The sequence below is a fragment of the Burkholderia sp. LFS061 genome, from assembly GCF_047978125.1.
Taxonomy (GTDB): Bacteria; Pseudomonadota; Gammaproteobacteria; order Burkholderiales; family Burkholderiaceae; genus Burkholderia; species Burkholderia pyrrocinia_C.
This window is the reverse complement of record NZ_JBFPFS010000010.1, coordinates 78,885-91,513: the sequence shown is the minus strand read 5'-3', so window position 1 is coordinate 91,513 and position 12,629 is coordinate 78,885. Positions and strand designations below refer to the sequence as shown.

Genomic DNA, 12,629 nt, shown 5'->3' with positions numbered 1-12,629 from the left:
AAGGCCCACCCATAGAAGAAGGCGCGCGAAGGCGTGCGGACGAAAAAATACCGCCTGAGCGGCGGTTGTCCGCCTTTGGATTCGGGGTTCCACGCCCGGCCGCTGTTGTCTCAGCGACGGTCACAGGATACTGCGCACCGCCGCAATGCGCAAATCGAGGAAGGGACAGACTAGAGGCAACGGCGTGACGCGGCCGACTCGCCGTGCCCTTCATCACGGCAAAGTGACTTTGGTGCGAAGTCATGCAGGGGCCTTCGGATCGAGGAGAAATACCGCGATCTTGATGACGTCGGCTGCCTTTTTTAATCTAGAAGGCATGCGCCGACCATCGATCTCGAAAATGGCGGCCGCAGCCATCATGCCGCGGGCCGCTTCCTTACGATCCGTATCAACACAATGCTCGTGCGCCAACGCGTAGCGCTCATGCTGATGCTCGACCAATGTCCAATAGTGCTGGGCTTCGGCGGCCTTTTGCGTCGCACGCGCGGACTCCAAATCAATGGCGGTTTGTTCCGCCAACTTGGTCGTGTCGCTCACGCTCACGCTCATGCCTCACCTCGCTTCGCGCGAGTCGCGAGCCACAACTCTACGTCCCGTTCGAGCCAGCCAACGGCACGAACGCCGAGTGCGATTGGCCGGGGAAACGTTCCTGCCTGAATTCGGCGATAGATTTCGCTCTTGCTCAAACCGACACGCTCAATAAGCGGTCGCATGCGGACGACTCGATTGCCGGACGTTGACGACAGATTTTCCATTCAAGCTCCTCATCTCTAGGAACCGTGCGGGACTGCACGGGCTAATACGGAGCTTGAAGCGAGATACGCGACTACCGTATCGATAATCGCGTTTCGGTTGCGTCAAACAAGACGATCGATACATCAGTCGCGTTTGTCATGCTTTAACCCACTGAGCCAGTTCCGCTTTACCTTGCGCACGTGATCTGCCGTAACACCAAGTCGCGCGGCGATCTCTGAGCAAACGTGACGACCTTGGATATCTTCGCCATTGCGCCTCCGTCGAGTCAGTTCAGCTGAGATCTTCGTATTTGTCGCCCCAGCAAGTCGGGCCGCTTGGGCTGGCTTGATAGCCTTGCGTCGTTTTTGCTTTGCTTGCTCTTGTCGCTCTCGTTGCTCCACCTGAAGCGTGGCAAAGCGGGCCTGCAATACGTCATGCTGCTCGGTAATCTCTGCAATCTGCATATGCAATGCATTGATTCGCCCTACGAGCGCGGTTTCGGTCTCACGTCGCGCGTAGTGCACAACAGCTTCCAACGCGCGCCCGTTGAAAAGCTCGTGTTTCATCAACTCTTGGGCCGCGCGCGGGTTACCCGAATCGACGCATTTGACCAGCAAGCCCGCGAGCAATCCTATGGCTTCACCTACCGGGACATTCGGCGGGATGAGGTCCCGCATTTGGCCGAACGGGCTTTCGCCCTGGGCGGCTGCAAACGGTTGTGATGCCCTGTGTTGTGCCGCCGCGGCTGCAAACGATCGGAGAGTGCGAGCGAGAGGACTTGCACGTCTGGCACGAAGCCCCGGACGTGCTGACTTCATTGAATTTGCGCGAGATTTGTTTGAACTAGTCAATGGTGCACCCTTCTGTGCCGCCACCTTCTGAAGAGCGCCAAGCCAGCCGGCGAAGGTGTCCGGTTTTCGGGGGGCCATCCTAGGCTCGGCAGCAATATTTTCTCACGAGCCGTCGGATGATCGGTCACCGGAACCGCAATTTGGTCGCCTACTAGTCTGACGACGTACCAAGGCCAGGTGCTCGTTTGTGGCACTGGACCGGGTGCGGATCGAACGATCTGCGCCCCCCAGTTGACCGCAATCGTATATCCTCCGGGCCTACAGATAGTCCAGCAAGGCGCTTCGGACCTGCGGCAGGACAGCCACCAATTGTTTTCGCCTCGTCCGGACGAGGTCTCTTTTCTATCAAGTGTCAATGGCGACCCAACAATCTAAGAGTGCTGGCCACTCCAAGAACGAGCGCAAAACAGAGATTCTGGTACGTGCCGCGCTCGCAGAAGCTGACTATTACAACGAGGAATTTTTGACGTTCGTTGAGGAGCAGCGTAGCGAGCTGGATAGCGTCAAAAAATTGCTGAAGGGCGCGAGCAAGTCGGGAAAAGGTGGTCCTGGTTTGTGCGAATTCATTATCAGCAATTCAGATGACCCCGATATTCTCGTGATCATCGAGTGCAAGGCTGACGCCAAGGATCACGCAAGCCCAATTGTCGTCGATTTTCTTGCGGGCAATCCGCCAACGGAAACTCCTGAGGCAGCAGCAAAAAGAATTCAAAGATTCGCGGCGGATGGTGTATTGCATTATGCGCGCTGTCTTTCAAAGGAGTTTATTGTCATTGCCGTTGCTGTGAGCGGTGAGACGAAAAGCGGATTAAAGGTATCGACCTATCTCCATGCGAAAGGAGCAGATCGACCGGCGATTCTGAAGACGAAGGCCGGGAAGGAGATATCAAAAATTCTTTCGTGGTCGGACTACGTCGAGCATGCTACGTTCGATCCGAAGATTCAGCGTCTACGTTTCGACGAACTCATGGAATTTGCGGCAGAGTTGCATGTATTCATGCGGGATCACGCAAAATTGACGGAAAGTGAGAAGCCGCTTCTTGTAAGCGGGACGTTGATAGCACTTAGAAATAAACCATTTGCGTTGTCATACAGTGTGCAGCCTCCCGAGAAGTTGCAAAAGGAATGGATGCGTGTGATTAAGGAAGAGATCTATTCGGCAGACATCCCGAAGGCGAAGAAAGATTCCATGACACAGCCATATTCCAGTATTGCTGTGCATCCGGAGTTGGGGCGTCCCACACGTCAGTTCCCCAAGGGCGTGCTGTTTGAGTTGGTCTCTCAATTGAATAAAAGGGTTTGGCCTTTTATTAGTGTCTACCATGACTTTGATGTTGTTGGGCAATTTTACGGTGAATTTCTCAAATACACTGCTGGGGATAAAAAAGGTCTCGGGATTGTTTTAACCCCGCGCCATATTACCGAGCTGTTTGCCTTGCTCGCGAATGTCAAAAAAACGAGTAAGGTATTGGATATATGTGCTGGCACAGGTGGTTTTCTTGTGTCGGCGATGCATCGCATGATGCGTGACGCGCAGACCGCGAAGGAGCGCGAGACTATAAAGTCGAAGGGCTTGGTTGGTGTGGAGCAGCAGCCAAATATGTTTGCCCTTGCTGCGAGTAACATGATATTGCGCGGTGATGGGAAGGCGAATTTATATCAAGGCTCTTGTTTTGATCCTAAAGTCACGGCGGAAATTAAGGCGCATGGGTGCACGGTAGGTCTGTTGAATCCGCCATTCTCGCAAAGCGACGCTAACTTGCACGAACTTCGATTCACGAAGCATATGCTTGATTGTCTTGTGCCTGGCAGCGTCGGGATTGCAATTATGCCGATGTCGTGTGCGATCAGCCCCAGTCCATTGAAGGCGGAAATCCTTAGGGATCACACGCTTGAGGCGGTAATGTCAATGCCGGATCAGCTCTTCTATCCGGTCGGAACTATCACGTGTGTAATGGTTCTTCGTGCTCACGTTCCACACGAAGAGGCGAATGTTAAAACATGGTTTGGGTTTTGGAAGTCAGATGGATATGAGGTAATTCGTCATCGAGGAAGAATTGACCCCGAGCACAGTTGGCCGGATATTCGTGATTCGTGGGTGGAAATGTATCGAAATAAAGAAACTCATCCGGGAAGAAGTGTCGCCAGATATGTGACGGCTGACGATGAGTGGTGTGCGGAAGCGTTTTTGGAGACGGACTATTCACATCTGGGGCGATCTGCGTACGAGCTGACAGTAAAGCGGTTTCTGCTAAGTCAGTTGCTCAATGAGGCCGCTGAAGGCGACGCGGATTGGGTCGAAGGAGGTGATTGAATGAAATTGGTCCCCATCTCTAGTATTTTTGATGTTAGGTATGGTGTTAATCTCGAATTGAATCGACTTCAGCGAGATCCGAATGGGATTAATTTCGTGTCTCGTTCGGCAAAGAATAATGGAGTAACGGGAAAGGTTCGGATTATAGAAGGTATTACCCCAATCGAGGCTGGAGTTCTCACGGTAGCCGGTGGTGGCTCAGTTCTTGAGACATTTGTTCAGACGGAAAAATTTTATTCTGGACGAGATCTCTATTTCTTGCGCCCTTTGGTGGAGTTGACGCTGGAACAAAAGCTTTACTATTGCATGTGTATCCGGGCGAATAAGTACAGATATAACTATGGCCGTCAGGCGAATCGAACATTGAGGGAAATTCCGATCCCGGCAGTCGACGAAATTCCCGACTGGGTTACAGAGGTGTTCAAAAACGTTGCTAAAGATTGGTCGCTACATCTCGGAGCCATGGCCCACAGTTCCAAGTAGCCGTGGCATCACAAGAGCCACCGTGCGCAGGACGCCGTGGCGATGCGAATAGAGGTTCGCGTATCGGTTTCCTGCCTTGATAACTAGCCGAAAACATCCCTCGGGGCGGATAGTTTAGATGGGGGAGTCCGAAACCGATCCCTTACGGACATAGGTGCTTAGGGATGTCCGAAAATAAGGCTTTCGTCTTTGCGGACATGGGGTATGATTCGGACATCCCTTTCGAACACACTGAGAGTGCAGCATGTCCCGGACCTTTGCATACGCCCGCGTCAGCACGACCGACCAGACGGCAACTAATCAACTTCGCGAGATCGAAGCGGCCGGGTTCTCCGTCGACAAGCGTCGGGTTATTACGGAAAGCATTTCCGGTAGTGTCAGCGCGGACCAGCGGCCGGGGTTTGCGGAACTGCTTCTCAAAATGGAAGAAGGTGACGTGCTGATCGTTACAAAGCTCGACCGACTTGGTCGGAACGCGATGGACGTGCGCGCAACCGTCGAAGCTTTGGCCCGTCGCGGCATCCGAATTCATTGCCTTGCCCTTGGCGGTGTGGACCTGACCAGTCCAGCTGGCCGGATGACGATGCAGGTCTTGAATGCCGTTGCCGAGTTTGAGCGCGACTTGTTGATCGAGCGGACGCAGGCTGGTATCGCGCGAGCAAGAGCGGAAGGGAAAGCGATGGGCCGCCCATCCGCACTTACCAAGCAACAGCAGAACGAGGTGCGACAACAACTGAGCGAAGGGACGAGCGTGGCGAGTCTCGCAAAGCGCTACAGCACAAGCCGTCAGACGATCATGCGGGTGCGTGACGCGGCGTAAGTCCCGCATCGCTCAAAGTCACTTTTCGGTAGCGGCGACAATCCGAGCCCGTAATTTGCACCAGATCGATGCTACTGTTTACCTAGAACTCATACTTCTCTTTGCGCTGGATGAAGGCATCGCGCCCGCCTTCCAGAATGCTGGCCACCTGATCTCGGATCACTGGCACGTCAATCGAGCCTTGCGCTTCCAGCCCGAGACGCCCATGGTTCTCAGCGGTCGTAAACACTCCGATCCATTCGGCGTCTCCAAACACGGGGATGTTCGCGTTGTGTGTCGCGAACAGGAACTGCCGACTGGTCTTGACCTCCCTCAGTTCGCTAACGATTCGATCCGCGATGAATGCGTTGTCCAGGTTGTCCTCCGGCTGGTCCATGAGAAGTGGATCGGCGTTCTCCAACAGCAGCATGTGCAGAATTGCTGTGCACTGCTGGCCTGTAGAGAGTTTGTTAAGCGGACGAAACACCGGATCGACTTGATCATGCGCGACATTCAAGAATATGTCCACGCGGTGCTCCAACTCCAACGCCTCCAGCTCCATGAGCTGGGAGGATTGGAGCTTGGTGAGAGCGTCGGCCACCATCTGCGTGACCCCCCAATCTAGTTGCACGTCGGCCGCCCCTTTTTGAATCGACTGGGCCAAAGACAACGGACTGATCGTTTCCGCTTCGTTAATAAACGCGAGCCGTTTTTCACCGACACCGTCCAGCTTGCATCCCAGAAGGAAAGTCATCAGCGGAGTGCGGTCAGCCTCCGCCACGATTTCCACCTTGAGCTTGCCCTCAAGCCGCTTGTTCAGCTTCTTCGCAGCCTTTCGTAAGGCCTGTATGCGTTGTTCCCGCAAATCGGACAACTCGGCCAACAGATTGCGTCGCTCCTGACGCAAGGTGTCGCGCTGGGACTCGTGGGTAGCCACCCGCGATTTCATCGGCTTGATGCGCTCGATCTCGGCCATAAGCCGCTGATAGGCAGCACCGACCTCCTGCCCGCTCTTTCCCGCAGTTGCAGGCAGCGTCCTAAGCACCCTTTCCAACTCGGCATCATGCTCCTTAACGGCCTGTTGCCAAGCCTCTTGCTGGGTGGTGAACTGTTCCGCACCGTCATCCAACAGGGCCTGCATAGCTGCTAGATGGGTGATAAAGCCCTGCTTGAGTCCATCCAGTGTCGTGCGCATGGCAAGCAACTGGGTTGCATCTGGCAACCCATCAAGGGCTTCATCGTCGATGAAGGCGAGGTCGGGCAAGCTGTCACGAAGGTTGGCAATCGCGTCGCGAAAGCTCTGTACACTCTCGCTCGAAGTCTTGGCAATCTCACGCTCACGAGCAAGCAATGAGGTATCGGCGAGCTTCTCTTTGATTCCCAGCTCGTCAAACCCGCGTAGCTGTTCTTCCAGCTTGGGCAAGCGCTCAACCTGCGCGGTCAGCTCGTCGAGATCGGTCAAGGATTTTGTGAGCTTCTGCTGGTTCTCCTTCAAGTGCCTATGCACATCTGCGCTCTTCGCCTCGTAGCCCCGATCTTGAGGAAGGAAGCGGTCCAGCAATTGCACCCGGCTTGTTTCATCTTGGGCCAACTCGTAAATCTCGTTCTGGCCATAGATGTCGATACCCGGCAGCAAATCGCGTGGTAGTAGGGCGGAGACTGTGCCGTCAATGTCCCGTACCATCGGCGGCTCGCCGTAACGGCGAGAGATAGCGTACTGCTTGCCGTTCTGTGCAGAGGACACCACCGTAAGCTCAACCCGACCGGCTGACTGGCCAAGGTTTTCCTTGATGATTTCTTGGTGGTTTTTTTGGGCCTGCTTGCCTTTGGGTGGAAAGTCCAAGGCGTAGCGCAGGCATTCGAGCAAGGTTGATTTCCCCGTTCCACGTCCACCGATGACCGTGTTGAGGTGATCGGAGAAGTCCACCCGGATGCCATCAAGGTAGCCACCGGCCACCGTCATGCGCATAACCTTTCCAATCGGACTTTTGGCCTGTTGGGAGTTGAGGCGGACTCGCGATTCCGGATCGAGGAATGCGACCTTGAACGCAGCGAAATTGGGCCGCGTCATCTTGATGAGACAAGTGGCGCCAGACTGCTGCAAGTCTTCCGGCTTGGCGATATCTTTGGCGTTGATGACAGCTACTGGCCGCTCGCGCCGGTAGGCACCATCCTTGTTCAGCAGTACCTTGTGGTAGAAGTTACTTTCCACCGTCGCCAAGTCATCTATCGGTCCCGGAATCTGGGCCGCGCGCAGCTTGGGGAATTTCCACACATGGTTGAGCCGGTTCTTCAGGAGGCCATTGTCGGACGTGCAATGCGCAGCATAGATGAAGCCTCCGAGTTGATCGACTTTCTCGATCAATTGCTCGGAACTTAATCGAGACGGGCGAACACCATCTCTTGGGTCAAGAAGGTCGAGACTGCCAAGGTATCGTTCGAGTTGTTGTCCTGTCGTTTGCTCGGAAAACAGGCAGACGTAATGCGTCTTGTCGTTCGAGGCGATCTCGAAGCCGGGGAACACCACAATCCCATGCGGCTGTAGCACCTGACGCAAGGCATCGACACTGGCCACACTACCATGATCGGCCAAACCCACAACCGTGATATGCAGCTCAAGGCACTTTTGGAGCAATGCTTGGTTGTATCCATCTTCGTCCAGTCCATGCTCGGCGCCCCTGTAAGTGCCGTTGTAGCCGACAGGATTGACCTGTAGTGCGCAGCGCCAAAATCTCGCGTAGGTGTATTGATCGCTCATATTCCCCCCAGAATCGCTTGGCCATGCGAGGACTGTAGTACGGATCAGCGGCTCTATGCTTTTTTTGGAAGTGCTCGATGGCGCTGGTTAGCGTTACCGTCGTCAGATGCTCCTCCGAAGATGAGTACCTTAGCGCGTTCACGACTACTTCGGTAGCGCTAGCTCTGACACATACAGAGCAGCAATTGCGACGCCAATCGAAATGAGCGTCAAGAGAACGATGAACCACTGAATTCGTAGATTTGTGATCGTCTGAGAAAGATCGCTGCTCAACGATAAAACGGACTTAAGCAGCTCGCTTTCGCGAGAAACTTGTTCCGCACGCTGGTGCTGCGTGTTTCGAAGGCTTTCGATGAGATCCGCTTCTTTACGATGACGGGAGTCCATCGGACGCATACTAGGGATGTGGATGCGGTACCACGGGTCCTTTGTGAATTGAGTAATTTCGTGGGCAGAAAGCTCCATATCGTAGAGCTGAGTGCGTACGAGCGAACGTAGTTCTTTTAGGTCCTGGACCGGACGGTACGAGCGAGTTCCTGCCGATCTGTCGCGAAGTCTTGATAGTAGCTCGTGGTAGCCATCCAACATACCGGAGAGGGCCCAGCGAGAAAGCAACTCGCGAATCATTTCGTTGGCGCGATACGCAATGGTTCCATTGGATGTCGGTTCGACATAGCCGGGCGCCTCGGGAAATGCATCTCCGCGCCTGCAGGCGAACGTAAGGCGCAAACCGTTGTTGTCGTGGATCCCCGGCAGTACAAGGCGTGCAGATGGCCACTGATCCGAGACCCATGCATCGAAGTCGCGGTTAATCGAGAGGCCGTCGAAAGCACGAATTGGTTGCAAGTTTTCAGCACCGGGATTTGCTGTCTCTGTAATCATGAGAGTTGCAGTCGGGAAGAGCCCTTGGTGCAAACCGGAAGAAAATACTCCCGGCAGATTTTGGCGAACCCAATCTGTACAGCTTTCCTCAATCTTGGAGATACAGGCGGCCACGGATCTGCGTCGCTGACTATACGGATCATGGATCGTCCGACTGAGTCGAATATTCCTTTTGAATAGTACGTGGGCGACCACGTTCCACCACTCTGATCCGCGTCCTTCCTCCGTTTGCGTCGAATACGACGCGCGTAAAGGCACATCTAGTGCATACGATGCCCGATCGTCTAAATAGAACGTCATCACGAGCGCCGTGATGCTTGGTGTCAACGACATCAGGATTGGAGCGGCAGACTGGATTCCGGACGGTAGTTTTGCAACACGCTCACTTCCTCGGCGCGGCGAGGAGGTCACCAAGCCGAGGCTTATCCAGCCAGCGGTCCGCCCCAGCCTGACGTTGTTTGTCCATGCCACGATGCTGTCATCACGACTTCGACCTCGTTCCCACCCAAGACGCGACAATCCTTCTAGCAGCCCCCCAATTTGAGACGGGGAGTACAACTCAGCGACCCACATTGCCGCCATGTGGACGCTTTCGTTCGGTGGTAGTCGGCAGGCGTCATTATGCGTAGAGTCACGGTCGTGCAATTTCGAATCAAATTGCTCGCGCACAAACGTTCGATAATGAGACCAACGCTTCCATGGTCCGCTGTTTTTGAGCGCTTTGAGCGCAGAGAATTGGCTAAACATTATTTATCGACGAAAGCGTTGATCGCACCCCGTGGATTTCGCCATGCGGGGATTGGGGGGCATTGTTCTGTACCCGCAACTTCGGCGATCCGTTGATCTACCCATGGTCGATCGCATTGCACATTAGGTCGGCAATCGCTCGCTCCACAAGCTGACAGAAGTCGGCGCGATATTGAATTGCTATCGAGATTACCTCAAGAGTCTATAAATGCGTGCGAGACTGGCGTGCAAGGCGGTGGGGCGCTCGCCGCTTTACGCAGTTCCGCCGGGCAGCTTCGGCGTCTTGTGCAGCTCAACCCAGAAACCGTTGAGTTGGTCATCTGGCACGTTGAACCGGTGCAGCCAAACCTCGGTCGCTACGGCCGTATTTAGCAGAGGCGCAGTACTGTCCAGTGTTCCGTCTTGCAGGGTATCGACGTCATCCGCGATGATCGGCCGCAGCGCGCGGTTCAGAATGACGTACGCGGCGGGTGGTGATACGGGAATGCCTGGTCCATTGGATACGCCGGACTGCGGCGCGACGCCGGACTGAATAATCAAGCCCCCGTTCCCCAGCGGAATACGGGCAAACCAATCTGGCGGGAGTCCGAGTGCCGATGCGCCGCCGACAGCCGCGACTAAGTCCGCATCGAGCGCGTTGAGCCAGTCAACGGTCTTGATCTTCGTGTAAAGCTTGCGAACGGTGGAACGCATTGGATCGCCGACGTCGATTCCCGGCCCGAAACGGCGCGCGTAGAAATACTCGCTGGCTTCGTTTGGTCGCCGCCCCATTGGAGGCACGTTCACGGCTAGCCCGCCATGGCCGCTAACCGTCGGCAGCGCTTCAGCGAACGCGCGGAACATCGCTTCGAATACGCCGGGGCGGTGTGCGATAAATGCTCGCGGCACCGTGAAGGCCAGTCCGTCGAGCCCGCGTTTCCGTGCAGCCTTCTTTTCGCTAAGCGCGAACACCGTGAATTCATAGAACCCGGTCGCGAGCTTGTGCTCGGCGCTGGTGATCGCGACCGCAAGGGTCTCGTCGGCGGGGACGCTCGTCGCAAGACTTTCGAATCCCGGAGACTTGTCGTACTGGATCGGTTCCTCTCCCTCGGAATAGAACCAGCGCAGCGGCCCGGACTTCGACGGCGTCTGGCCGGCCGCCACTTCGAGCGCGTGTTGGTACTCCTCGATCGCCGCGCTGTACTGCTTGAAGCAGCGCACCAGCGCTTGCCGAACCTCCGACGTGAAACCGTTGCGGAAGTAAAGCACGCCCCGCACAACAAGGGCGGCACCTGTGATCCCTTTTTGGTGCGCAGGCTCGTAAAGCCCGAAAGGCATCGTGTCCGCACGGCGCGGATCTTTGGCCCAAGCTTCAATTTCGTCGTTCGTCATGGCGTCAAAGCGGGAGCGGGAATGCAGGTGGCGGCAATGAGGGCGCGGTCGGGAGCGGTGGACCTCCGGGCGCGCTGCTATTGCCGCCGAACAAGTCGTCAAGCTCGGATTGTCGCGCGGATTGCTTCGAGCGCGAAGTTTCCTTCTGGCCGTCGTCGTCGCCGCATCCGCAATCAGCCGCGCCGAGGTGGACAAACTTCGACGGGCCGCCCGCGATTTCGATGTAGTCGTCTTCCTGATCAGGGCCGTATCGATCGCCGGGGAATTTCATTTCCACGACAGTCTTGATATTCGATTGCTCCGGAGGTTTCGACGAGTTGTTCACGATGACGACGTCAGGGCGGCGGACGTCGCCTTTCTCGTATTTCCTGCCCTTGCTGGGCCACACGTCCTTGATCCACTGGCGAATGCCCGAATTGGGCTCCAGCGGATCGTCGTAGTCCATGATCGGCTCGGGTGGATTCGTCGTCATATCGTACGGTTGTTCCGGCCGGTATTCCGTTGGAACGCCAGTCTGCATCTTCGACACCTCATTCGGCAGCCCGAGGCGCATTTCGACGCAGCGCTGCCGCTGGATTGTTCCGGCTTTCGTCGCGACGCCGATCCGACGGCACTCGCAGAACGTGTGACACAGAACTTTCCGATCCTTCGGGGAGAGTTTGGAGGCGCTTAATCCAACCTGCGTTGTCTGGCCACCGGTGCTCGAGCCCCCAGTTGACGACCCTGGGGAGTAGGGGCCGGTCATGTATCGCTCCCGGGCTGATGGAAGGACAGCGATGCAGCTTGGTGACTGCTGATCCAATCGGTGTGGCCGCTCGCGTCCGTCGTGCCTTGGATCGTTTGGCCGTCCGCCGACGTGACCGTGTATGGGTGATTCGGGATCGGCGCGCGTGTCTTGTCGTCGACGAGCTGGAAGCGGCCGCGATATGCGCCATCGTCTTGCGCGGTCGTCTGCGTGACTACGCTTTTGCCTGCGCCAACCGAGCCGCCTGCGCCGGAGGTTGGCTCTACCGTCGCCATGCCTTGCGATGCTATCAGCGTCGCACCGCATGCAGTCTTGTCGCCTTCGGTCGCCACAGCCCGGCCGCCGAACGTCATGCTGCGAACTCGGACGCCGATGATTGGATAGACGCCGCTGCACTTGGGACACGACACCATGTCGCCTTCGAGCGCGAGAGGCTTGCCGAAGACGATATTGGTAGAAGTGCAGGCGAGCACCCGGCCACCGTGCGAAGTCGTATCGCCTTCCCGAATGAACGCAGAACTCATGCGAATCCTCTGTTGATATTTTGCGAGGACTGTAGCACGCACCGAATAAGGGTAACTACCCTGTCAAAGTTGCCTGGAGGCTTCGCAGGTGAATGGCGCGGTGCAATTTTTGACCGTCCAAAGTCACTTTTCATTGAACACAAGGCCAGCTTTTGCCGTGGCATCGGGGAGGGCTGCGGCACGGGAGTTTCTTTGCGCGCAGCGTTCCAGACCGCAGGGTGCTTCTCGACACGGCTGGCGTCATGCGACGTATTTGCCGGCTATCTCCAACTTTGTCTCCAAGTAAATGAGTGTTTTGGAGATACACTTGGAGATAGACGGACCCTTGACCAGTAAGGCTTCCGGGGTGAAGTGAGCATATGTCTCCAAATCTCCAGAAGTTTTCTGTTCGGGCGGCCGACGACCGGAGACTTACGCCAC

Annotated in this window: 11 protein-coding genes; 3 read left to right on the top strand and 8 right to left on the bottom strand. The window is 55.9% G+C overall.

What is annotated here, in order from left to right; translation table 11 throughout:
- Positions 1-240: 240 nt before the first annotated feature.
- From ACNQQL_RS12085 to ACNQQL_RS12075, 3 genes are all read right to left on the bottom strand, one after another.
- Complete coding sequence (locus ACNQQL_RS12085) at positions 241-537, bottom strand: hypothetical protein (RefSeq protein WP_347064266.1); 297 nt, start codon at positions 535-537, stop codon at positions 241-243.
- A gap of 8 nt (positions 538-545) precedes the next feature.
- Positions 546-713, bottom strand: a complete 168-nt coding sequence (locus ACNQQL_RS12080; protein ID WP_162465470.1) for a helix-turn-helix transcriptional regulator — start codon at positions 711-713, stop codon at positions 546-548.
- A 165-nt stretch (positions 714-878) separates the two neighbouring features.
- Complete coding sequence (locus ACNQQL_RS12075) at positions 879-1,412, bottom strand: DNA-binding protein (protein WP_347064265.1); 534 nt, start codon at positions 1,410-1,412, stop codon at positions 879-881.
- Between the two features lie 529 nt (positions 1,413-1,941).
- Between ACNQQL_RS12075 and ACNQQL_RS12070 the strand changes: the two genes are divergently transcribed.
- From ACNQQL_RS12070 to ACNQQL_RS12060, 3 genes are all read left to right on the top strand, one after another.
- Positions 1,942-3,900, top strand: a complete 1,959-nt coding sequence (locus ACNQQL_RS12070) for an N-6 DNA methylase (RefSeq protein ID WP_347064264.1) — start codon at positions 1,942-1,944, stop codon at positions 3,898-3,900.
- A complete protein-coding gene (locus tag ACNQQL_RS12065; RefSeq protein ID WP_347064263.1) occupies positions 3,901-4,383 on the top strand; it encodes a hypothetical protein in 483 nt (160 codons plus the stop codon).
- A gap of 244 nt (positions 4,384-4,627) precedes the next feature.
- Positions 4,628-5,203: a recombinase family protein gene (locus ACNQQL_RS12060; RefSeq protein ID WP_347064262.1), complete on the top strand. Its 576-nt coding sequence runs from the start codon at positions 4,628-4,630 to the stop codon at positions 5,201-5,203.
- An 82-nt stretch (positions 5,204-5,285) separates the two neighbouring features.
- Here ACNQQL_RS12060 and ACNQQL_RS12055 read toward each other — a convergent pair whose 3' ends face one another.
- The 5 genes from ACNQQL_RS12055 to ACNQQL_RS12035 all read right to left on the bottom strand — a co-directional run bounded on the left by ACNQQL_RS12055 (position 5,286) and on the right by ACNQQL_RS12035 (position 12,209).
- Positions 5,286-7,940 (bottom strand): TrlF family AAA-like ATPase, encoded by a 2,655-nt coding sequence (locus ACNQQL_RS12055; protein ID WP_347064261.1) that lies wholly within the window; start codon positions 7,938-7,940, stop codon positions 5,286-5,288.
- Between the two features lie 144 nt (positions 7,941-8,084).
- Entirely contained in the window at positions 8,085-9,569 is a 1,485-nt protein-coding gene (locus tag ACNQQL_RS12050) for a hypothetical protein (protein ID WP_347064260.1), read from the bottom strand.
- 252 nt (positions 9,570-9,821) lie between these two features.
- Positions 9,822-10,940, bottom strand: a complete 1,119-nt coding sequence (locus ACNQQL_RS12045; protein ID WP_347064259.1) for a DUF3396 domain-containing protein — start codon at positions 10,938-10,940, stop codon at positions 9,822-9,824.
- 4 nt (positions 10,941-10,944) lie between these two features.
- The gene (locus ACNQQL_RS12040; protein WP_347064258.1) at positions 10,945-11,685 is read right to left on the bottom strand and encodes a VRR-NUC domain-containing protein; all 741 of its coding nucleotides are present in this window, start codon (positions 11,683-11,685) and stop codon (positions 10,945-10,947) included.
- Positions 11,682-12,209, bottom strand: coding sequence for a PAAR domain-containing protein (locus ACNQQL_RS12035; protein ID WP_347064257.1), 528 nt, complete (start codon positions 12,207-12,209; stop codon positions 11,682-11,684). The genes ACNQQL_RS12040 and ACNQQL_RS12035 overlap by 4 nt, the downstream gene beginning before the upstream one ends.
- Positions 12,210-12,629 lie beyond the last annotated feature (420 nt).

Coding starts and splice junctions, on each gene's coding strand:
- ACNQQL_RS12055 (WP_347064261.1), bottom strand. CDS start 7,940: ATGAGCGATCAATACACCTACGCGAGATTTTGGCGCTGCGCACTACAG.
- ACNQQL_RS12075 (WP_347064265.1), bottom strand. CDS start 1,412: ATGCGGGACCTCATCCCGCCGAATGTCCCGGTAGGTGAAGCCATAGGA.
- ACNQQL_RS12070 (WP_347064264.1), top strand. CDS start 1,942: ATGGCGACCCAACAATCTAAGAGTGCTGGCCACTCCAAGAACGAGCGC.
- ACNQQL_RS12060 (WP_347064262.1), top strand. CDS start 4,628: ATGTCCCGGACCTTTGCATACGCCCGCGTCAGCACGACCGACCAGACG.
- ACNQQL_RS12040 (WP_347064258.1), bottom strand. CDS start 11,685: ATGACCGGCCCCTACTCCCCAGGGTCGTCAACTGGGGGCTCGAGCACC.
- ACNQQL_RS12050 (WP_347064260.1), bottom strand. CDS start 9,569: ATGTTTAGCCAATTCTCTGCGCTCAAAGCGCTCAAAAACAGCGGACCA.
- ACNQQL_RS12035 (WP_347064257.1), bottom strand. CDS start 12,209: ATGAGTTCTGCGTTCATTCGGGAAGGCGATACGACTTCGCACGGTGGC.
- ACNQQL_RS12080 (WP_162465470.1), bottom strand. CDS start 713: ATGCGACCGCTTATTGAGCGTGTCGGTTTGAGCAAGAGCGAAATCTAT.
- ACNQQL_RS12065 (WP_347064263.1), top strand. CDS start 3,901: ATGAAATTGGTCCCCATCTCTAGTATTTTTGATGTTAGGTATGGTGTT.
- ACNQQL_RS12045 (WP_347064259.1), bottom strand. CDS start 10,940: ATGACGAACGACGAAATTGAAGCTTGGGCCAAAGATCCGCGCCGTGCG.